At 62.4% G+C, this 19,607-nt stretch carries 17 protein-coding genes; 10 read left to right on the top strand and 7 right to left on the bottom strand.

Translation table 11 applies throughout. The features are described from left to right. A partial coding sequence (metG, locus tag Q0K43_RS05640) for a methionine--tRNA ligase (RefSeq protein ID WP_297289585.1) occupies positions 1–1,422 on the top strand: 1,422 nt, incomplete at its 5' end. A 73-nt stretch (positions 1,423–1,495) separates the two neighbouring features. Here the strand turns inward: metG and Q0K43_RS05635 are convergent. Beyond that, positions 1,496–2,863, bottom strand: coding sequence for a citrate/2-methylcitrate synthase (locus Q0K43_RS05635; protein WP_297289584.1), 1,368 nt, complete (start codon positions 2,861–2,863; stop codon positions 1,496–1,498). Positions 2,864–3,002: 139 nt separating this feature from the next. Here Q0K43_RS05635 and spoIID point away from each other — a divergent pair, with 139 nt between their 5' ends. Beyond that, the gene (gene spoIID, locus Q0K43_RS05630) at positions 3,003–4,010 is read left to right on the top strand and encodes a stage II sporulation protein D (protein ID WP_297289583.1); all 1,008 of its coding nucleotides are present in this window, start codon (positions 3,003–3,005) and stop codon (positions 4,008–4,010) included. Positions 4,011–4,031: 21 nt separating this feature from the next. Here the strand turns inward: spoIID and Q0K43_RS05625 are convergent, their stop codons facing one another. The 4 genes from Q0K43_RS05625 to Q0K43_RS05610 all read right to left on the bottom strand — a co-directional run bounded on the left by Q0K43_RS05625 (position 4,032) and on the right by Q0K43_RS05610 (position 7,491). Further along, positions 4,032–6,185 carry a M56 family metallopeptidase gene (locus tag Q0K43_RS05625; RefSeq protein ID WP_297289582.1) on the bottom strand — a complete coding sequence of 718 codons (2,154 nt, stop codon included), beginning with the start codon at positions 6,183–6,185 and terminating at the stop codon, positions 4,032–4,034. After that, positions 6,182–6,556, bottom strand: a complete 375-nt coding sequence (locus Q0K43_RS05620) for a BlaI/MecI/CopY family transcriptional regulator (RefSeq protein WP_297289581.1) — start codon at positions 6,554–6,556, stop codon at positions 6,182–6,184. The genes Q0K43_RS05625 and Q0K43_RS05620 overlap by 4 nt, the downstream gene beginning before the upstream one ends. 94 nt (positions 6,557–6,650) lie before the next feature. Beyond that, complete coding sequence (locus Q0K43_RS05615; protein ID WP_297289580.1) at positions 6,651–7,025, bottom strand: hypothetical protein; 375 nt, start codon at positions 7,023–7,025, stop codon at positions 6,651–6,653. After that, positions 7,009–7,491, bottom strand: coding sequence for an RNA polymerase sigma factor (locus Q0K43_RS05610; RefSeq protein WP_297289579.1), 483 nt, complete (start codon positions 7,489–7,491; stop codon positions 7,009–7,011). Before Q0K43_RS05610 ends, Q0K43_RS05615 begins: the two co-directional genes overlap by 17 nt. A 197-nt stretch (positions 7,492–7,688) precedes the next feature. On the opposite strand from Q0K43_RS05610, the gene Q0K43_RS05605 reads away from it, so the two are divergent. Beyond that, a complete protein-coding gene (locus Q0K43_RS05605; protein WP_297289578.1) occupies positions 7,689–9,083 on the top strand; it encodes an NAD(P)/FAD-dependent oxidoreductase in 1,395 nt (464 codons plus the stop codon). Positions 9,084–9,365: 282 nt separating this feature from the next. On the opposite strand, the gene Q0K43_RS05600 is transcribed toward Q0K43_RS05605, so the two are convergent. Both Q0K43_RS05600 and Q0K43_RS05595 read right to left on the bottom strand, forming a co-directional pair. Continuing rightward, the gene (locus Q0K43_RS05600) at positions 9,366–10,046 is read right to left on the bottom strand and encodes a YczE/YyaS/YitT family protein (RefSeq protein ID WP_297289577.1); all 681 of its coding nucleotides are present in this window, start codon (positions 10,044–10,046) and stop codon (positions 9,366–9,368) included. Positions 10,047–10,208: 162 nt separating this feature from the next. Further along, positions 10,209–11,570 (bottom strand): hemolysin family protein, encoded by a 1,362-nt coding sequence (locus tag Q0K43_RS05595; RefSeq protein ID WP_297289576.1) that lies wholly within the window; start codon positions 11,568–11,570, stop codon positions 10,209–10,211. Positions 11,571–11,763: 193 nt separating this feature from the next. Between Q0K43_RS05595 and Q0K43_RS05590 the strand changes: the two genes are divergently transcribed. The 7 genes from Q0K43_RS05590 to Q0K43_RS05560 are packed head-to-tail and all read left to right on the top strand — an operon-like array spanning position 11,764 to position 19,572. Continuing rightward, complete coding sequence (locus tag Q0K43_RS05590; protein ID WP_297289575.1) at positions 11,764–13,065, top strand: chloride channel protein; 1,302 nt, start codon at positions 11,764–11,766, stop codon at positions 13,063–13,065. A 42-nt stretch (positions 13,066–13,107) separates the two neighbouring features. Further along, the gene (sdaAB, locus tag Q0K43_RS05585) at positions 13,108–13,776 is read left to right on the top strand and encodes an L-serine ammonia-lyase, iron-sulfur-dependent subunit beta (RefSeq protein WP_297289574.1); all 669 of its coding nucleotides are present in this window, start codon (positions 13,108–13,110) and stop codon (positions 13,774–13,776) included. 5 nt (positions 13,777–13,781) lie between these two features. Further along, on the top strand, positions 13,782–14,630 hold the full coding sequence (gene sdaAA / locus Q0K43_RS05580; RefSeq protein ID WP_297289573.1) for an L-serine ammonia-lyase, iron-sulfur-dependent, subunit alpha: 849 nt from the start codon (positions 13,782–13,784) through the stop codon (positions 14,628–14,630). A gap of 11 nt (positions 14,631–14,641) precedes the next feature. Next, on the top strand, positions 14,642–15,706 hold the full coding sequence (locus Q0K43_RS05575; protein WP_297289572.1) for an acyltransferase: 1,065 nt from the start codon (positions 14,642–14,644) through the stop codon (positions 15,704–15,706). A 13-nt stretch (positions 15,707–15,719) separates the two neighbouring features. Continuing rightward, positions 15,720–17,126, top strand: a complete 1,407-nt coding sequence (locus Q0K43_RS05570) for an MBOAT family O-acyltransferase (protein WP_297289571.1) — start codon at positions 15,720–15,722, stop codon at positions 17,124–17,126. A gap of 14 nt (positions 17,127–17,140) precedes the next feature. After that, positions 17,141–18,349: a DHHW family protein gene (locus Q0K43_RS05565; protein WP_297289570.1), complete on the top strand. Its 1,209-nt coding sequence runs from the start codon at positions 17,141–17,143 to the stop codon at positions 18,347–18,349. Positions 18,350–18,360: 11 nt separating this feature from the next. Then, complete coding sequence (locus Q0K43_RS05560; protein ID WP_297289586.1) at positions 18,361–19,572, top strand: MFS transporter; 1,212 nt, start codon at positions 18,361–18,363, stop codon at positions 19,570–19,572. The last annotated feature ends 35 nt before the right edge of the window (positions 19,573–19,607 follow it).

Below are 19,607 nucleotides of genomic sequence, written 5' to 3'. Positions count from 1 at the left end.
CTGGAGCCCCGCAGCCGGGTCAACGAGATGGTGAACAACTTCATCAAGCCCGGCCTGGAGGATCTGTGCGTCTCCCGTACCTCCTTCAAGTGGGGCGTGCCGGTGGACTTTGATCCCGGCCATGTGGTCTATGTGTGGATTGACGCCCTGTTCAACTACACCACCGCCCTGGGCTTCATGAACGACAAGTACCACGACTTTGACAAGTTCTGGCCCGCCGACGTCCACTTTGTGGGCAAGGAGATCGTCCGGTTCCACTCCATCATCTGGCCCGCCATGCTTATGAGTATGGGCCTGCCCCTGCCCAAGAAGGTGTTCGGCCACGGCTGGCTGCTGCTGGACGGCGGCAAGATGAGCAAGTCCAAGGGCAACGTAGTGGACCCCTACCTGCTGGCTGAGCGGTACGGGGTGGATGCCCTGCGGTACTTCCTGCTGCGGGAGTTCCCCTTCGGCACCGACGGCAACTTCTCCAACGAGGCCCTCATCGGCCGGATCAACACCGACCTGGCCAACGACCTGGGCAACCTGGTCAGCCGCACCACCGCCATGGTGGGCAAGTACTTCGGCGACCACCTGCCCACCTGCCCCGACGCCGACCCCGCCCAGGACGATGAGCTGATGAGCCTTGCAAAGGGCCTGCGGGACGCCTATGAGGAGCAGATGGAACACTACGCCTTCCAGAACGCTCTGATGGAGATCTTCAAGCTCATTGGCCGGGCCAACAAGTATATCGACGAGAACAAGCCCTGGGTGCTGGCCAAGGACGAGGCGCTGAAGCCCCGTCTGGCCCGGGTGCTGTACAACCTGCTGGAGTGCGTGCGCATTTCCGCCGTGCTGCTCACCCCCTTCATGCCCGCCACCTGCGAGAATATCTTCGGCCAGATCGGCGCGGACGACAGCCTGCGGACCTGGGCGTCCGCCAAGGAGTGGGGCCTGCTGCCGGCAGACGCCCATGTGCAGAAGGGCGCCGGCCTCTTCCCCCGCATTGACGCCGCCAAGGAGCTGGAGGAGCTGGCCGCCCTGGAGGAGGCCGCCAAGGCCGCTGCCGCCGCTCCCGCTCAGGCCGAGCCCGAGGAGCCCCAGTATATCAACATCGACGACTTCAACAAGGTGAAGTTCGTCACCGCCAAGATCCTGGCCTGCGAGGCGGTGAAGAAGAGCAAGAAGCTGCTCCGCTTCACCCTGGACTGCGGCGAGGGCATTCCCCGCCAGATCCTCTCCGGCATCCATGAGTATTATGAGCCCGAGGAGCTGGTGGGCAAGACCGTGGTGGCCTGCACCAACCTGGCTCCCCGGAAGATGATGGGCCTGGAGTCCAACGGTATGCTCATCTCCGCCGTGAAGGAGGAGCCGGACGGCACTGAGAAGCTCCACCTCATCATGCTGGACGACAAGGTGCCCGCCGGTTACGGTCTGTGCTGACGGGAAACGGCAAGCGATCACATACAAAAAAGGAGACGCTGCATTGGCAGCGTCTCCTTTTTTGTATGTCTGATTACCGCTGATCCAGAGGCACAAAGGGCCGCATGGGGGCCACCGCCTTGTAGGCGGGGCGGATGATGCGGTTGCCCGGCTGATAGACCTCCTCAATGCGGTGGGCGCACCAGCCCACGATACGGGCCACGGCGAACAGGGGGGTGTACAGCTCCTGGGGGATGCCCATCATCTTGTACACCATGCCGGAGAACAGATCCACGTTGGCACACACCACCTTGTCCTCCCCCTTGACGGAGAGAAGGACCTCGGGGGTGAGCCGCTCCACCGTCTCGTACAGCTCGAACTCATCCAGCATCCCCTTGGTCTCGGCCAGCTTTTTGGCAAACTTCTTGAGGATGACGGCACGGGGGTCGGAGATGGTATAGATGGCGTGGCCCATGCCGTAAATGAGGCCCGACTTGTCGCCCGCCTCCTTCCGCAGCAGCTTGCCCAGGTAGGCGCGCACCTCGTCCTCGTCCTTCCAGTCGCGTACCGCGTCCTCAATGTAGCCGAACATCTCCATGACCTTCTTGTTGGCGCCGCCGTGACGGGGGCCCTTCAGGGAACCCACGGCAGCGGCAATGGAGGAATAGAAGTCGGTGCCCGAGGAGGACAGCACCCGGCAGGCGAAGGCGGAGTTGTTGCCGCCGCCATGCTCGGCGTGAAGGACCAGGCACAGATCCAGCAGCCGGGCCTCCTGCTGGGTGAACTGGTTGTCGTGACGGACGGAGTGGAGGAAGTTCTCCGCCACGCTCAGCCCGGCCTGGGGCCGGTGGAGGTAGAGAGACTCGTCGTCATAGTAGTGGCGCTTCACAGCAAAGGCGTGAGCCACGATGACGGGCACCCGGGCGATGAGCTGGATGGCCTGCCGCAGCTGATTGGACAGGGACATATCGTCGGGATTTTCGTCGTAGGAGTACAGGGCCAGCACCGACCGGGCCAGCTTGTTCATCACATCGGGGCTGGGGGCCTTGATGATCATGTCCTCGGTAAACATATGGGGCAGGGTATGGTTGTCGGTGAGCATCTGCTGGAAAGCGGACAGCTGCTCCCGGGTGGGCAGGGTGCCGAACAGGAGCAGATAGGCGGTCTCCTCAAAGCCGAACCGATTCTCCCGCATAAAGCCGTCCACCAGTTCCTCCACGTCGATGCCGCGATAGATCAGCTTGCCGGGGGCCGGAAAACGCTCCCCGTCCTGGAGGTAGTAGCCCAGTACGTTGCCGATCTGGGTAACCCCCGCCATGACGCCGGTGCCGTCGGCGTTGCGCAGGCCCCGCTTCACCCGGTAACGTTCATAGTAGGCGGGGTCGATCTGGTTATGTCTGCGGTATTCTTCGCATAGACTCTCTATGAAGTCTTTGGACGTGTCTCTCTCTGGATTTTGCATTTCCCACCGCTCCTTTGCCCAAATTCTTTTACACGGTATTGTACAACCATTTGAGAGGACAGTCAATATGGAAAGTGACGGAACTGGAAAGTGAAATGATATGAATGATAACTTGCAAAAAATGAGGGGGTGGCGAGGGATGAGACAGGTGGCGGCGGTTGCCCTGGCGTTGCTGCTGGCCCTCTTTCTGCTGCCGCTGCTGCTGGTGCCCCAGGGCGAAACCGCGGTTCCGGTGGAGAGCGGCAGCCTGCCCATCGACCGCACGGTGGTCACGCCGGAGCCCGCCCTGGACAGCGCCCGGCAGGTGAAAGTGAAGCTGGCCGACGGTACGGTGGAGACCATGGCGCTGGACGACTACCTGTGGGGCGTGGTGGCCGCCGAGATGCCCGCCGCCTTTGAGTCCGAGGCACTGAAGGCCCAGGCGGTGGCCGCCCGCACCTATACCTGCTCCAAAATGGAGCGCACCACCGACGCCCACCCGGAGGCCGACCTGTGTACCGACGTGAACTGCTGCCAGGCCTACCGTACCCGGGAGGACGCCGCCGCCAGCTGGGGCGAGAACGCCCAGATGTACACCGACAAGATCGCCGCCGCCGTGGCGGACACCGACGGGATGGCGGTACTCTATGAGGGCAGGCCCATCCAGGCCGTCTTTTTCTCCTCCGCCGATGGGCGGACGGTGGACGCGGTGGAGGTGTGGGGCAATTCCGTACCCTACCTCACCGGAGTGGACAGCCCCGAGGGGGAGGAGGTACCCAACTACCACTCCACCGTCACCCTGACGGCGGAGGAGTTCAAGACCGCCATTCTGGCCAAGTACCCCGGGGCGGACCTGTCGGGGGACCCCTCCGGGTGGTTTTCCAACACCGTGTCCAACTCCGCCGGAGGCGTGAGCAGCATGGACGTGGGGGGCGTCACCATCAGCGGACAGGACCTGCGTACCCTGTTTTCCCTGCGCTCCACCAGCTTTACGGTCTCTGCCGGAGCGGATGGGGTGACCTTCTCTGTTACCGGCTACGGCCACGGGGTGGGCATGAGCCAGTACGGGGCCAACGCCCTGGCCCAGGAGGGCGAAAGCTATGAGGAAATTTTGAAGTGGTACTATACCGGCGTGGAAGTGGAGCAGTATACGCCTGGACAACCCTGAAAGGGTTGTCCAGGCGTATTTCTATGCCGTCAGTTGTTGGATGTTGGTCTCGTTCAGCTCATACCATACTGCGTCCGCTTTTTGGTCCTGGGCCGAACAGGCGGCCTCATACTCGGTCTGGGAGACGGGCCGGCCATCCACTTCAAAGGCTGTGGGTTCCAGCGCCTCCATCTCACAGCGGATGTGTTTGTCCATGACAAGCTCTTCCCCCTCAAAGCGGGCGGAGGCCACGCCCTCCTCCGTGCCGGCGGTGTCGGAGTAAGTGAAGGTGCCGTCGGTTTTCAGCTGCCAGAAGGTGCGCCAGTGGCTGGGATAGCCCATGATCTCGTCCCCCTCCTGGCGTAAGACCACGTAGCCTCCCATGTCATTGGCCACGTCGGTGACCAGGAGAACCACCTCCCGGCTTCCGTCGCCGTCCAGATCCAGCACGGCAAACTCCGTTACAGAGGCATAGGAGCTGTAGGGACTGAAGGCAAGGGGAATGTGGGGGAGAAGGGTGGGAACTTCCTGGCCGGAGCCGTCCACACAGAGGAAGGGAGCCTCTCCCAGCAGCACGTCCTGATAGGCACGCACCCCGCTGCCTGCAAAGGGGGTGTAGGGGAGGGAGACGCCGGATTCCATCCAGCTATCCCCGATGGTCCAGGCTTCCTCGCCGTCCTCCGGCTCGGACACGTGGTCCAACAGCGCCAAATAGCCCTCCGCCGACGGATCGAACCGGTACTGGTTCCATGCTGTCCGCCCCGCGCCGCTGGAGCCGTTGTGGCAGAGGATGTTGTCCTCGCGCACCACATACAGGCTCCGCTCCCAGCCCTCCACCGCCAGCACGGGCTGGCCGTCCACCAGGGTGTAGATGGCAAAGACATAGCCCTCATCCATGCTCCAGAATTCGCTGCCCACAAAGCCCATCAATAGCTCCTCTACCCCGTCGCCGTTTAGATCACGGAGTGTGTAGCCGATGGTACCAGCCGGGTCCCAGGAGGGGCAAATGAGGACGAGCAGCAGGTCCGGAAAGTCGATCGGCGGTCGTTTGCGAAGCAGGGCCTCCGCATACCGGGACAGAAGCGGACCATAGGCACTGAGCTCCCCGCCGGTGGGAGTGCCGGCGGAGACGGAGGACTCTCCGCCCCGCTGGACGGTGTTCTCTGCTGTGGCCGCAGCCGGGGGGTGAGTATCCACCATCCCGCAGGCGCAGCAGGCCACCGCCAGCCCCAGCACCAGAGTGAGGCAGATTGCGGCCTTGCCGGGCCTGCGGTACCCTTTGATCCCCAGGAGGCGGGCTTTCAGCCGCTTCCCCTTCTGACAGAGGGGGGCGGCCATCCAGGGGGAGGGCCTTCCGGGCCGGGCGGCCAGCAGCAACAGCATATCCCCGTAGGCCATCCGCTGCTCCGGCTCCAGGGCGCGGAGTACCGCCTGGTCGCAGGACAGCTCACAGTCCAGTGCGATGCGCCGCCCCATCCAGTGGACCAGGGGATTGAACCAGTGGAGGCTGGTCACCAGCACCACCAGCCACTTGTAGCAGATGTCCAACCGTCGGGCGTGGGTCAGCTCATGGCGGAGGGCGGCGGCCAGAGCCTGAGGAGGAAGGGACGGCCCGCCCTGGGGCAGGACGATCACCGGGCGAAAGACCCCCAGCAGCATGGGGGCGTCCACCTGGCCGCTCTGGGCCAGCCGCACCCGGTGGCTGTGGCCCAGCCCCTCAAAGAGGGCCAGGGCCTCCGCGGTTGGCGGGGCGAGAGAGGCGCGGACCCGGTGGGAAAAACGGGCATAGGCGGCAATGTGCCAGAGGAAGAAACCCGCCCCAACTGCCAGCCACAGGAAAACCAACACGCCGGGGAGGGAAAATACTGGGTCAGACGGCCGAGCCGTCTCCGGCTGCTCCACCGTGACCGGCTCCGACGGCGGGGTGATGAGAGCGGTCTGTGTGTCCGTCTGATCCTGCCGTTCAGGAAGAACGGTTTCCTGCCGAACCATCTCCTGGGTGGGCTGAGGGGGCTGGGGCAGGGTGATGCCATAGCCGAAGGGGATCAAAAAGCGGAGCAGCACCGCCAGCCAGAGGTAATAGGAAACAGCTCTGGGTACCCGGTTTCCCATCACGGGGTGCAGGAGCAGTACAAGCGCACACAGCAGGGAACCGGACAGGGTGAGGGAGAGCAGGGTAAGCAGTACCTCTTTCATGTGGACTCCTCCTGATGGAACAGGGCGGACAGCTCGGCAATCTCCGCCTGGCTCAGCTGGCCGTCGGACAGCAGGGAGGCCACCAGCTTTTTGGCGCTGCCGTTGAACACCTGGTCCACCAGGTGGCGGGCAGACCAGCGGCCATATTGGGCCTGGGTGATGACCGCCCGGTACATTCCCCGGCGCTCCAGCTGAACGGCCCCCTTCTCGCACAGGCGGCGCAGCAGGGTTTTTACTGTGGAGTCCTCCCAGCCGCACCGGGCGGACAGGATACGGCGCAGCTCCGACAGCGGCGCCGGCTGGGGCAGGCTCCACAGGGCCTTCATCACCTCCAGCTCGGCATCCTGGATCTTTTCAGCACCAGTACACATAGCAACCTCCTAATAAAGTTTACTGTTGTAGCCTAACTTAAGACTACAACAGTAAACTTTATTTGTCAAGAGGTTTATTTGTTTGACAAGGGGCTCAGTCCGCGGGCTGAACCATTTCCGACACCGCGTTTACTTCCGAGAAACCGTGGGCCTGCCGGTAGGCAATGAGCCAGTCGGGTTCATGGTAGCCGTCGTTGCCGTCCCTTACTGTCATCTGGCCGCCGGTGAGATAGGTGGTGCGGCTGAGGATGCCGGAGGCGGCCAGGGCCCCGACGGTGAGAATCACAGCCACGGCTGCGGCGGTGAGCAGGATGCGAATGGATTTTTTGGATCGTTTCATGGAAGATACCTCCGATTTCGGCGGGGCGCACCGGGAGGCCAGCGCCAGCCGCTGCTGCTCCACCTGGTCCGGAGTCATGCCGACCTGGTTCAGGACCTGGTCAAACATATGCTTATAGTGCTGTTTCATAGCCAAGTTCCTCCAGTTTGCTCCGCAGTTGCTGTTTGGCCCGGTAGAGCCGGGCGGAGAGGGCGGGAGAGGAGACGCCGAACTGGCGGGCCAGTTCCCGGACGGTGAAGCCCTCATAGAACCGCAGATGGAGCAGGGCCCGCTGCTCAGGTTCCAGCCGTCCCAAAGCCTCAAAGAGGCCTTCATCCTCCGGCGTCTCAAAGAGCAGGTTTTCCAGCGCCTCCGGTTCCAGATCCGCCCGCTTCCGCCGCCAGGCGGCGGTAAGCAGGTTGCGGCAGTGGTTCACCGTCACCTGGGCCAGCCAGGCCTTCTCCTTTCCCCGGGTGGGAGGCGCCTCGATGAGCTTGAGGAAGACCGACTGGCACACGTCCTCGGCATCCTGGGGCAAGCGGGTATAGCTCAGGACCAGACCGTAGACCATAGACCGGTACCGGTCAAACAGGGGGAGAAATTCTGCTTCTGTCATCGAACCGCCTCCTTTCTGCAAGTTGTGGCCACGCCAATAAGACAGGGCGGGAGGCCAAAATATGACGGGTGTGCCTAAAAATTTTTCAGCCGGGATGGGGCAACAGCGTTGTCAAAAATGAGACCTTTTGGTATAATATCAAATTGGAGAGGCATGTGCTATGCCTTCCAAATATGACGTAAAGTGAGAGATCGCACATGAACACACGGTATGACGTTGCCATTCTGGGCTGCGGCGAGGCCGGTATTTTTGCCGGCTACGAGCTGATGCACCGCCGCCCGGATCTGAAGGTGGTGGCCCTGGACCAGGGGGCCGATATCTACACCCGCAGCTGCCCCATCGTGGCGGGCAAGGTGAAGGAGTGCATCCACTGCAAGGTGTGCGGCACCATGTGCGGCTTTGGCGGCGCCGGCGCCTTTTCCGACGGCAAGTACAATTTTACCACCGCCTTTGGCGGCTGGCTCACCGACTTCATGCCCAAGGAAGAGGTCATGGGCCTGATCGACTATGTGGACTCCATTAACATGCGCCACGGCGCCACCGACAAGGTGTTCTCCACCGATACCCCGGCGGCCCGGGCCCTGGAGAAGCGGGCCCTGGAACACGACCTCCACCTGCTCCAGGCCCGGTGCAAGCACCTGGGTACTGAAAATAATCTGCGCATACTCCAGAGCATCTATGAGGAGTGCCGCAAGGGCGTGGAGTTCCGGTTTAACACTGCTGTGGCCAAGATCCAGGACCTCCACGGTGAGGGCTACCGCCTCATCACTGAGAAGGGCGACGAGATCGACTGCACCTGGCTCATCGCCGGCCCTGGCCGCTCGGGGGCCGAGTGGTTCTCCAACCAGTGCAAGGAGCTGGGTATCCAGCTCATCAACAACCAGGTGGACATCGGCGTGCGGGTGGAGCTGCCCGCCAAGGTGTTTGAGCATATCACCGACGTGGTGTACGAGTCCAAGCTGGTCTACCGCACCAAGCAGTACGGCGACCAGGTGCGTACCTTCTGCATGAACCCCTACGGCCATGTGGTGGCCGAGAACGTGGAGGGCATCAACACCGTCAACGGCCACTCCTATTCCGACCCCTCCCTCCAGAGTGAGAACACCAACTTCGCCCTGCTGGTGTCCAACCGGTTCACCCAGCCCTTCAACGAGCCCTACCGGTACGGCAAGCACATTGCCTCCCTGAGCAACATGCTGGCCGGCGGCGTGCTGGTCCAGCGGTTCGGCGACCTGGTCAGCGGCATCCGCACCAACGAACACCGGATGAGCAAGTCCTTCGTCCGGCCCACCCTAACCGCCGCCGTGCCCGGCGACCTGTCCCTGGCCCTGCCCAAGCGGCAGCTGGACGACATCATCGAGATGATCTATCAACTGGACAAGCTGGCTCCCGGTACCGCCAACTACGACACCCTGCTCTATGGCGCGGAGGTCAAGTTCTACTCCGCCCGGCTGGCCCTGTCCCATGAACTGGAGACCTCCCTGCCCGGCTTCTTTGCCGTAGGCGACGGCGCGGGCATCACCCGCGGCCTGGCCCAGGCAGGCGCCTCCGGCGTGAAGGCGGCCCAGGTGATTCTGGAGCGGCTGAAATAAGGACAGCCCAGCGTGGGCCAGGCCGCGGAAAACCGCCCCTTCAGGGCCAACCCGAAGCAAAGCCCAGCGCAGCGGGTTTGCTTCGGAAAGGAGGAGCAAGGGAGCGGACGCAGCTTTGGCCGCTTTGGCGGTCGAAGCGGAGGAAAGCGGACTTTGCGACGACGCGGCCCAGGCAGGCGCCTCCGGCGTGAAGGCGGCCCAGGTGATTCTGGAGCGGCTGAAATAAGACCAACAAAAAACTGCTGCAAGCCAACGGCTTGCAGCAGTTTTTTCGCATCAGATTCAGGCGGCGGAGACGCCGGTGCGGGGTAGGTGGGATTCCTCCGGCCGTTTGACCAGGAAGGCCAGCCGCTTGCAGAAGAACCGGGAGATATAGCCCACCGTCAAAGCGCACACCACGGTGCCCTCCCGCAGGCCGTACACCGCCCCCAGATCCAGCAGGGAGAGCAGAGCGGCGGCGGCTACCATCGTCAGGTCAAAGCCGGTCTTGGTTTTGCCGAAGTCCCAGTAAAATTCCTGGCTGCACACCCGCACGAAACCTTCGCAGGGCAGGATGAGTACATTGGGGACCACCTCCAGCGCCACGCCCAGCCCCAGACAGGTACAGCCCAGCAGCAGTACCACCCAGTGCCCGGCATAGGACTGGGGCACCAGGCCGGCCAGCAGAGACATCCACAGGTCGATGCAGAAGGAGAAGAGGAAGGTGGCCGGGATCTGGAGCAGCTGGATGGGCTGAAATCTCCGCCGCAGCACCAGGATCTGCCCGCCCAGCATGGCGCAGTTTACCACAAAGGTAAAGGTGCCCAGGGAGATGCCGGGAAATATATAAGTGAGGACATAGGCCAGACTGGACACCGCCGAAGTGCCCATTCCAGCCAGGGTGATCAGGGAGATACCCAGCGCCGAAACAAGGACCCCGGCCAGGAAGATCAGGTAGCGCCGGAGCAGACCGGAATGGGTCATGAGGCTCGCCTCCAAAAAACTATTTTTTAGCACTAAAAATAGTTTAGCACGATAAATGAGACGGTTCAAGAGACAGGTTTCACAAAATGGAAGGGGAAATTTTGTGGATTTGACAAAGATATAAAAACGTGTGCCTCAAAGGATTTGAGGCACACGAAGGGGTCAGGATTCTTTTTTGTGGCCGGGGTGGGGTGGCGTTTCCTCCGCCGAGGGGGGGAGTTTGGTTACGCAGGCCCACTCCACCCGGCGTTCGCTCAATTCTTCCACCCGGATATGCAGGCCGTAGGCCTCCACCTCGGGATGGCTGCCGTCCTCAGGGATCATGTTAAGTTGGGCAAAGACCAGGCCGCCCAGGGTCTCGGCCTCTTCGCCCTCGGGGAAGTCCACGTCCAGGGCTTCGGAGAGTTCCTCCAGTTCCACACTGCCCGCCACCCGCCAGCGGTCGTCGCCCAGAGCAATGATCTCCTGGTCCTCCTGGGGGTCGAACTCGTCGTAGATGTTGCCCACGATCTCCTCCAGCAGGTCCTCCATTGTGACCAGGCCGGCGGTGCCGCCGTACTCGTCCACCACGATGGACAGGTGGACCTTCCTGCTCTGCATATCCCGGAACAGCAGGTCGGTGCGCACCGACTGGGGCACAAAGTAGGCCGGACGGAGCAGCTCCCGCAGGGGCTTGGGCTGGGGCTTGCGGGCATTGATAAGCCAGTCCCGGGTGGAGAGGATGCCGATGATGTCGTCGGCGTCCTCCTCATAGACGGGGAAGCGGGACAGGCCGGAGTCCTCAATGGTCTTTTCGATCTCCTCCGGGGTATCCTCCGCCCACAGCAGCACCATGTCGGTGCGGTGGACCATTACGTCGGCGGCAGTCATGTTGTTGAACTCGAAAATATTTTCGATCATTTCCTTCTCTTCGGTCTCAATAGCACCCTTCTCCTCACTCAGGTCGATAAGTATACGCAGCCCCTCCTCGGATACCTCCTTATCCTCATCATTGGGATTGATGCGGAAGAGCCACAGGACGGCGTTGGTGGAGATGGTAAGCAGCCAGATCAGCGGGCGCATGACGGTGGCCAGCAGACTGACCACACCGCAGGAAAAACGGGCCACCGCTTCGCTCTTTTTCATGGCCACCCGCTTGGGTACCAGTTCGCCAAAGACCAGAGTAAAGAAGGAGAGGATCACAGTGACCACGATCACAGACAGGGTATGAACCGTGGCCACCACAGGCCCGGTCAGCGCGAACGTGGATACCGCCCACTGGGTAAGGGGTCCGGCCAGATTGTCGGCGGCAAAGGCAGACCCCAGGAAACCGGCCAGGGTGATGCCGATCTGGATGGTGGAGAGAAAGCCGGTGGGACTCTCGATGATCCGCAGCAGTCTGGCAGCCTTTCGGTCGCCGCCTTCGGCCTGCTTGCGGATAAGTGCCTCGTTTAATGAGATTACTGCGATCTCAGTGGCAGCAAAGTAGGCGTTGATGGCAATGAGTATGACCTGAAGAAGTAGTTGAGGCCATATGGATGACAAAATAAATTCCTCCTTAAATATATTGATCATGGAACCAGTATAACACACCGCTGAAAAAAATCCATAAGATTGCGGAAAAAAGTTGGTATCCATGTTATAATAATCACGTGTGTCGTACCTGGGGATAGGATAGTTCCTCAGCCCCAGAAAGAGCAAGGCCCCCTGTGCCGGGGACCGATGGAGTGTGAAAGAGATGGAGACAAAGAAGGTACCGGCCTGGCTGGAGCATCCTGCCGCCTTTGTCAAATGGCTGATCTTTGCGGGGATCAGCGGCCTGCTGTGCGGCGGAGTGGCCACCGCTTTTTACTATGCCTTTTCCGCGGTCACAGACCTGCGCCAGGTCAATCCCTGGCTGCTCTGGCTGCTGCCGGTGGGCGGCCTGGCCATCGTGCTGCTCTACCGGGTGTGCGGCATGGAGGGAGACCGGGGCACCAACTTTGTACTGGTGGCGGTACGGGAGAATCAGCCCCTGCGCCTGCGCACCGCCCCGTTGGTGTTTGTATCCACCATGATTACCCACCTGGTGGGCGGCTCCTCCGGCCGGGAGGGAGCCATCCTCCAGATCGGCGGGTCCATCTCCTCCAAGGTTGGCCGGTGGATGCGCCTGGACGACAAGGACAGCCGCATCATTACCATGTGCGGTATGTCGGCGGCCTTTTCCGCCCTGTTCGGCACGCCGCTGACCGCCGCCATGTTCTCAATGGAAGTGACCAGCGTGGGGGTGCTTTATTATGCCGCCATCGTACCCTGCGTGCTGGCCTCCATCATCGGGCTGTGGGTAGCCCAGTATTTCGGCGTACCGCCCACGGCGTTCACACTGGAGGGGATTCCCAACCTGAGTCCCGTCACGCTGCTGCAAGTGGTTGGTATGGGCATCCTCTTTGCGCTGCTGTCCATTTTTTTCTGCCGGCTGATGCACGCCGCCCCCAGACTGTACGACAGGTTTCTTCCCAACCCGCTGGCCCGGGCGGCGGTGGGCGGCGCTCTGGTCATCGCCCTGACCTATGTGATCTGGATCTGGAACCCCGGTACTTACGACTATAACGGCGCGGGAGAGGCGATCCTCCATGCCGCCATCGGGGGAAACGCCCGGCCGGAGGCGTTCTTCTTTAAAATGCTCTTTACCACCATCACTCTGGGGGCAGGCTTTAAGGGCGGTGAGATTGTGCCGGTGTTCTTCACCGGAGCCACCTTCGGCTGCACCGTGGCCCCCTTCTTGGGGCTCCATCCCTCCTTCGGGGCGGGGCTGGGGATGGTGTGTGTATTCTGCGGCGTGACCAACTGCCCCATCACCTCCCTGCTGCTGTCTCTGGAGCTTTTTGCCGGGGATAGCCTGGGTATGTTCACCGGCCAGAGCCTGTGCCTGTTCGCGGTGTGTCTGGCGGTGTCCTACATGCTGTCCGGCTATTATGGGCTGTACAGCGAGCAAAAAATCGTTTATAGTAAACTGCGGCCTGAATTTATCGATAAAAAGGCCAACGAGGAGAAATCCTAAAGCCAAACAAAACCCCGCTGCAACTATGCAGGAGGATCTGATATGCATATCTTTGACATTTTAGGGCCCATTATGGTGGGGCCGTCGTCCTCTCACACCGCCGGCGCGGCCCGGATCGGGCTGATTACCCGGCGGCTGCTGGGCAGCCAGCCGGTACGGGCGGAGCTGCTGCTCCACGGCTCCTTCGCCGCCACCGGCGCGGGGCATGGTACCGACAGGGCGCTGGCGGCGGGCCTGCTGGGTATGGGCCCGGACGATCCCCGCCTGCCCAGGTCCTTTGAACTGGCGGGCGAGGCCGGCATGGCGCTGATCGTGGGGAAGACGGTACTGCGGGGCGTACACCCCAATACCGTGCTGCTCCGGGTGGAGGACGCCGGCGGAAAGAAGCTGGAGGTAGTGGCCTCCTCCCTGGGGGGCGGCCGGGTGAAGGTGTGTGCCATCGACGGCCTGGAGGCCAGCTTTTCCGGGGAACTGCCCACCCTCATCATCCGCAACGAGGATCGGCCCGGCATGGTGGCGGAGGTATCCGCTATTTTGTCCCAGCGGCAGGTCAACATCGCCGCCATGCAGCTCTACCGCAATACACGGGGCGGTCTGGCGGTCATGGTCATTGAGAGCGACCAGCCGGTGTGGCCGGAGGCGGTGGAGCAGCTGCGGGGCTGTCCCGGCATCCAGCGGGTGACCTGCCTGAACCCGGACGAGGAGGGCTGAGGAGTATGGCGTTTTCATCGGTAGCGGGCCTGCTGGAGGCGGCTCGGAGCGTTCCCCTGTGGCAGGCGGTGCTGCGGGACGACTGCATGGACCGGGGCGTGGAGGAGAGCCGGTCCCGGAAGAAGATGTCCTCCCTTTGGGCCGCCATGAAGGGTACCCTGTCCGACTATGAGCCCGCTGCCCGTTCCCACAGCGGCCTCACCGGCGGCGCCGGGGCGCTGCTGGAAGGGGAGGGACCCGGCCTGTGCCCGCCCTTTTTGCGGCAGGTCATGGCGGCGGCCCTCAAGACGGGGGAGTGCAACGCCTGCATGAAGCGGATCGTGGCCGCCCCCACGGCGGGTTCCAGCGGCGTGCTGCCGGCGGTGCTGGTGCCCCTCCAGCTGCGGGACGGCCTGGCCGACGAGGTGATGGAGCAGGCCCTCTATGTGGCCGCCGGCTTTGGCCAGGTCATTGCCACCCGGGCCTCCATTGCGGGAGCGGAGGGAGGCTGCCAGGCGGAGATCGGTTCGGCCTCGGCCATGGCGGCCGCCGCCCTGATTCATCTGATGGGCGGCACGGCGGAGCAGATGGCTCACGGCTGCGCGCTGGCCCTGGCCAATACCCTGGGCCTGGTGTGCGACCCGGTGGCGGGGCTGGTGGAAGTGCCCTGCGTCAACCGCAATGTAATGGGGGCGGTGAACGCCCTGTCCTGCGCCGAACTGGCCCTGTCCGGGGTGGAGAGCGTCATCCCCTGCGACGAGGTCATCGACGCCATGCGCTCGGTGGGAGAGGCCCTACCCGCCTCCCTGCGGGAGACGGGCGGCGGCGGGCTGGCCGCCACGCCCACCGGACGACGCATTGCCGAAGGATTATAAGAGGTGAAGTTATGAGCAAGACTACGGTGGCAGGCCGTCTGGCCTACGCCGACCTGCTGCGGGCCGTCGCCATGCTGGCGGTGATCGTGGTCCATCTGTCCGGTTCCCAGCTGGGCAACGTGCCGGTTGGTTCGGCGGAGTTTCACATACTCAACGCCTACGACGGGCTGACCCACTGGTGTGTGCCTGTGTTTATCATGCTCTCGGGCATGTTCCTGCTGGACCCCAAGCACAGCCTGCCGCCGTCCAAGCTCTTTTTCGGCCACATCCTGCGGATGCTGGTGGCTTTGGCGGTGTGGGGCACCGCCTATGCCCTGGTGAGTCAGGTGTCGGCCGCCGGCCTGAGCTGGGCCAGCGTCAGGGCGGCCCTCCATCAGGTGCTGCTGGGCAAGACCCACTTCCACCTGTGGTTTTTGTACATGATCGTGGGCCTGTATCTCATTACCCCTGTCCTGCGGGCCTTTGTCCGGGGGGCCAGCCGGGCCGACTTCCATTGGTTTTTCCTGCTGTGCTTTGTGTTTGCCAGCCTGCTGCCCACCCTGCTGCGGCTGCGGCCCAGCCAGACGGTGAGCCTGTGGGTGAACAACCTGAACCTCCATCTGGTTATGGGGTATGTTGGATACTATGTGCTGGGCTACTACTTAAAGAACTTTACCCTGAACCGGGCGGCGGAGTATCTCATCTATCTGCTGGGGATTTTGGGCGCGGTGGTCACTGTGGGCGGTACCGCCTGGCTGTCCCAGCAGCGGGGCTATTTTGCCCAGACCCTCTACAACTACGACAGCCCCAACATTGCCCTGATGAGCGTGGCGGTCTTTGTCCTCTTCCGCTATGTGTTGGGGGTCAGCGAAGAACGCTCCCGCCGCCAGCGGATGAGCGGGGTGGCCAAGGTATCCTTCGGGGTCTACCTGGTCCATGTCTTTTTCCTCATCCTGCTGGACCGGCTGCACATCACCGTGCTGTCCTTCTCTCCGGTGCTGGCGGTGCCCGCCCTGACCGCTGTGGTCTTTTTGGGCGCCTTTGCCGTGGCCTGGGTCATATCCAAGATCCCCCTGGCGGGACGCTACCTGACTTAAAGGAGGCAACTGCGTGCTTTTCTCCAGTTCCATTTTTCTCTTTTTGTTTCTGCCCCTGGTACTCATCATCTATTATGTACCCCTGCGCCGGTTCCGGCAGGCACAGAATATATTCCTGCTGTTGGCCTCCCTGGGCTTTTACGCGTGGGGGGAGCCCTGGTTTGTGCTGGTCATGATTGCCTCCATCCTGGCCAACTACGGCTTCGGTTTGTGGGTGGACCGCAACAAGCGGCGGGAGAAATCCTGCCGGGCCCCTATTTTGCTGGCGGTACTGTCCAATCTGAGTGTCCTGTTTGCATTTAAATACCTGATGTTTACCCTGAGTATTTTCAATGCCCTGGGCGCCGGCTTTGTGATCCCGGTGATCGAGCTGCCCATCGGCATTTCCTTTTTCACCTTCCAGGCCCTCAGCTATGTGCTGGATGTCCACCGGGACCGGGGCCGGGTACAGCGATCTCCCCTGAAGGTGGGGCTGTACATCTCCTTCTTCCCCCAGCTCATTGCCGGCCCCATTGTCAAGTATGAGACGGTGGCCGACCAGATCGACCACCGGAAGGAGAACTGGGAGGACTTTTCCGCCGGCTGCTGCCGGTTTGTGGTGGGCCTGGGCAAGAAGGTGCTGCTGTCCAATCAGCTGGCCCTCATCGCCGACCGGGCCTACGGCATGGCGGGGAGCGAACTGTCCGCCTCCTTCGCCTGGCTGGGGGCGGTGGCGTTCATCCTCCAGATCTTTTACGATTTCGCCGGCTATTCCGATATGGCCATCGGCCTGGGCTGGATGTTTGGGTTCCATTTCCTGGAGAACTTCAACTACCCCTTCATCTCCACCTCCCTGGCGGAGATCTGGCGCCGGTGGCACATCTCTCTGGCCACCTGGTTCCGGGACTATGTCTATATCCCGCTGGGAGGCAGCCGGGTGGACACCAAGGCCAAAATGATCCGCAACATGTTTGTGGTGTGGCTGTGTACCGGCATCTGGCACGGGGCCAACTGGACCTATCTGGCCTGGGGACTGATCAACTTTGTCATGCTCATGCTGGAGAAGTACGGCGGATTGGGCAGGCGGTGGCCGGTCTTTTTCAAGTGGCTGTTTACCTTCCTGGTGTTCCTGCTCACCGCCGTATTCTTCCGGGCCGACAGCCTGGCCCACGCGCTGACCTATTTCCAGTCCATGCTGGGCTTTGGCGCGGGATGGGGCGACGGGCTGACGGTACTCTATCTGAGCGAGTGCTGGCTGCCGCTGCTGGGCGCCGTGGTCTTTTCCGCGCCGGTGGCGCCCAAGCTGCGGGCCTGGGCCAACAAGCGGGGCTGGGTGGCGCTGGATCTGGTCTACGCCCTGCTCATTGCCGGGGTGTTTCTGGTGTCGGCCTGCTTTATCATCAAGGGCACCTATAACCCCTTCATCTACTTCAACTTCTGATAAGGAGCGCACCCATGAAACGACGCAATACCATAACCGCACTACTGTTTTTGGCGCTGACGGCGGGGGGCTTTGTACTGCTGCTCACCTCCTTTTTTGGCCGGGAGGGCAGCTTTGAGAGCCTGCTCAAGACCTTTGCCAAAGACCGGGATGTGACCGCGTTCTTAGCGGGGGCGGAGACCGCCGTCAATCAGGATCTGGACCGGGACCATCTGTTCATCCAGATCTACGGCGGCATCCAGCGGCTGACCGGCCGGCGGATGGTGGAGGATGCGGTGGATGAGAATACGGTGGTCAAGCTGGCCACCGGGGCGCTGAACTTTGTCAAGCCGGACAGCACCGCCCAGCCGGCGGAGAGCGTGGACGACAATGCCGCCGCCACGGCCAAGCTGGCCCGGGATCTGGAGAAACAGAAGATCCCCTACCTCTTTGTCCTGGCGCCTCAGAAGATCCAGCGGGGGCAGGACTTGCTGCCCGTGGGCATGGCGGAGAACGGCAACACCACCGCCGACGCCTTTCTGGAGGGCCTGGATCAGTGGGGTACCAGCTATGTGGATCTGCGCCCGCTGTTAGAGAGCAACGGCATCTACTCCGGCTGGTTTTTCAACACCGACCACCACTGGAAGCCGGAGGCGGCCTTCTTTGCCTGGCAGAATCTGGCCCAGGTGCTGGATCACAACTATGGCTTTACCACCCCCGCCGCGCTGACCGATCCCGCCAACTGGTCCACCACGGTGCTGGACGACTTCTTCCTGGGCAGCCAGGGCAAACGGGTGGGTTCCCTCTATGCCGGGGTGGACGATTTTACCATCTACACCCCCAAATTTGAGACCAACCTCACCTATACCAGCGTGGACGGCGGCTTTGACCGCACCGGCCCCTTTAACCAGTCGGTGTGCTTCCCCGAGCGGGTGGAGGAGAAGGACTGGTTCAACGGCAATCCCTACACCTACTATTCCGGCGGCGACTACGGTATGGCCACCATGACCAACCACAATAACCCGGACGGCCCCAAGGTAGTGCTGCTGCGGGAGTCCTTCTCCTGCGCGCTGGCCCCCTTCCTGGCCCTGTCCTGCTCGGAGCTGACCACCATTGACCTGAGGCAGTTCCAGGGCGATCTGCTGGAGACCATCGAGGGGTTGGAGCCGGATCTGGTGATGACCCTCTATGCTGCCAGCACCACCGGGCTGGAGAATATGTTTGCCTTTGACGGAACGGAGTGAACCATGTGGAAATGAGTGAGCATAGGCCCTCTCTGCGGCGGCTGGACTACCACTATATCGCCATGCAGGCGGGATTCTGGGCCATGTTTGCCGCCGTGGTGGCCTATCAGACCGCCCTGCTGCTGGAGCGTGGGTTCTCCAACAGCGAGGCGGGCCTGATGACGGCGGTGCGCTGTCTGGCGGGCATTGTGTGCCAGCCTCTGCTGGGGGGCTTTGCCGACCGTCATCCTCAGATCCCGCTGAAACATATCGTCAGCCTCTCCCTGCTGCTGTCGGTGGCGGCGGGCGCCTGGTACTGGCTTTCCCCCGGCATGGGGCTGTGGGAGACCACCCTGGTGTGGGTGGTCATCGGCGGGCTGGAGGTGTCGGCCTATCCCCTGATGGACGCTATGGCGGTACAGTTTATCAACGAGGGGATGCCCATCCGTTACAGCCTGGGCCGGGGCATCGGATCTCTGGCCTATGCGGTGGTATGCGTGGTGCTGGGCTTTCAGGCAAGCAGCCTGGGCATGGAAAGTACCCTGCTCACCCACCTGGGGCTGGTGCTGGCGGAGGCGCTGCTGGTGGCCACCTACCCGGCCTACCGGGGCAAGATCCGCCGGCCGGGGGAGGATGGGCCTAAGCCCCAGTCCGCCCTGTCCCTGCTGCGGAGCAATCCCCGGTTCACCCTCATGCTGGCGGGGGTATTTCTGGGCCTCACCGGTATCATGCCCCTGTCCAATTTCCTGGTGAACATCGTAACAAGCCGGGGCGGCACCGAGTCCGACCTGGGCATCGCCCTCTTCCTCATGGGGGCCTCCGAACTGCCCACGGCCTTTTTCTTCCAAAAGCTCCTGCGGCGGCTGGGCAGCGGGAAGCTGCTGCTGATGAGTATGATCTTCGGCACCCTGAAGGGGGTACTGCTGCTTTGTACCTTCAACTGCCTGGGCGTGCTGGCCGTTCAGCCCATCCAGGTGCTGGGCTACGGCCTGTTTACCCCGGCGTCGGTGTACTTCGTCAACGAGTCGGTACCTGCCGCCGACCGGGTCCGAGGCCAGACGGTGATGATGGTGGCCTCCAACGGCCTGGGCGGCATGATGGGCGGCGTACTGGCCGGTTGGACGCTGGATCTGGGCGGCGTCAATCTGATGCTGGCGGCCTGCATCGCTTCCGGCTGCGCCGGGGCGCTCCTCTGCCTGGCCGCCCTGCGGCTGTCTCGCGGAAAGAGAAACCAGTTAGTATAGCTTTAGGTGCCGCTAAAATGGTAAGCAAACACAAA

Origin of the sequence: uncultured Flavonifractor sp., from assembly GCF_944383115.1 — a bacterium.
Lineage (GTDB): Bacteria > Bacillota > Clostridia > Oscillospirales > Oscillospiraceae > Flavonifractor.
The sequence above is the reverse complement of the archived record's forward strand: the minus strand, read 5'-3'. Positions and strand labels throughout refer to the sequence as shown.

Excerpts from the sequence above, each read along its gene's own strand:
- Q0K43_RS05635 (WP_297289584.1), bottom strand. The coding sequence starts at position 2,863 with ATGCAAAATCCAGAGAGAGACACGTCCAAAGACTTCATAGAGAGTCTA.
- spoIID (WP_297289583.1), top strand. The coding sequence starts at position 3,003 with ATGAGACAGGTGGCGGCGGTTGCCCTGGCGTTGCTGCTGGCCCTCTTT.
- Q0K43_RS05625 (WP_297289582.1), bottom strand. The coding sequence starts at position 6,185 with ATGAAAGAGGTACTGCTTACCCTGCTCTCCCTCACCCTGTCCGGTTCC.
- Q0K43_RS05620 (WP_297289581.1), bottom strand. The coding sequence starts at position 6,556 with ATGTGTACTGGTGCTGAAAAGATCCAGGATGCCGAGCTGGAGGTGATG.
- Q0K43_RS05615 (WP_297289580.1), bottom strand. The coding sequence starts at position 7,025 with ATGAAACAGCACTATAAGCATATGTTTGACCAGGTCCTGAACCAGGTC.
- Q0K43_RS05610 (WP_297289579.1), bottom strand. The coding sequence starts at position 7,491 with ATGACAGAAGCAGAATTTCTCCCCCTGTTTGACCGGTACCGGTCTATG.
- Q0K43_RS05605 (WP_297289578.1), top strand. The coding sequence starts at position 7,689 with ATGAACACACGGTATGACGTTGCCATTCTGGGCTGCGGCGAGGCCGGT.
- Q0K43_RS05600 (WP_297289577.1), bottom strand. The coding sequence starts at position 10,046 with ATGACCCATTCCGGTCTGCTCCGGCGCTACCTGATCTTCCTGGCCGGG.
- Q0K43_RS05590 (WP_297289575.1), top strand. The coding sequence starts at position 11,764 with ATGGAGACAAAGAAGGTACCGGCCTGGCTGGAGCATCCTGCCGCCTTT.
- sdaAB (WP_297289574.1), top strand. The coding sequence starts at position 13,108 with ATGCATATCTTTGACATTTTAGGGCCCATTATGGTGGGGCCGTCGTCC.
- sdaAA (WP_297289573.1), top strand. The coding sequence starts at position 13,782 with ATGGCGTTTTCATCGGTAGCGGGCCTGCTGGAGGCGGCTCGGAGCGTT.
- Q0K43_RS05575 (WP_297289572.1), top strand. The coding sequence starts at position 14,642 with ATGAGCAAGACTACGGTGGCAGGCCGTCTGGCCTACGCCGACCTGCTG.
- Q0K43_RS05565 (WP_297289570.1), top strand. The coding sequence starts at position 17,141 with ATGAAACGACGCAATACCATAACCGCACTACTGTTTTTGGCGCTGACG.
- Q0K43_RS05560 (WP_297289586.1), top strand. The coding sequence starts at position 18,361 with ATGAGTGAGCATAGGCCCTCTCTGCGGCGGCTGGACTACCACTATATC.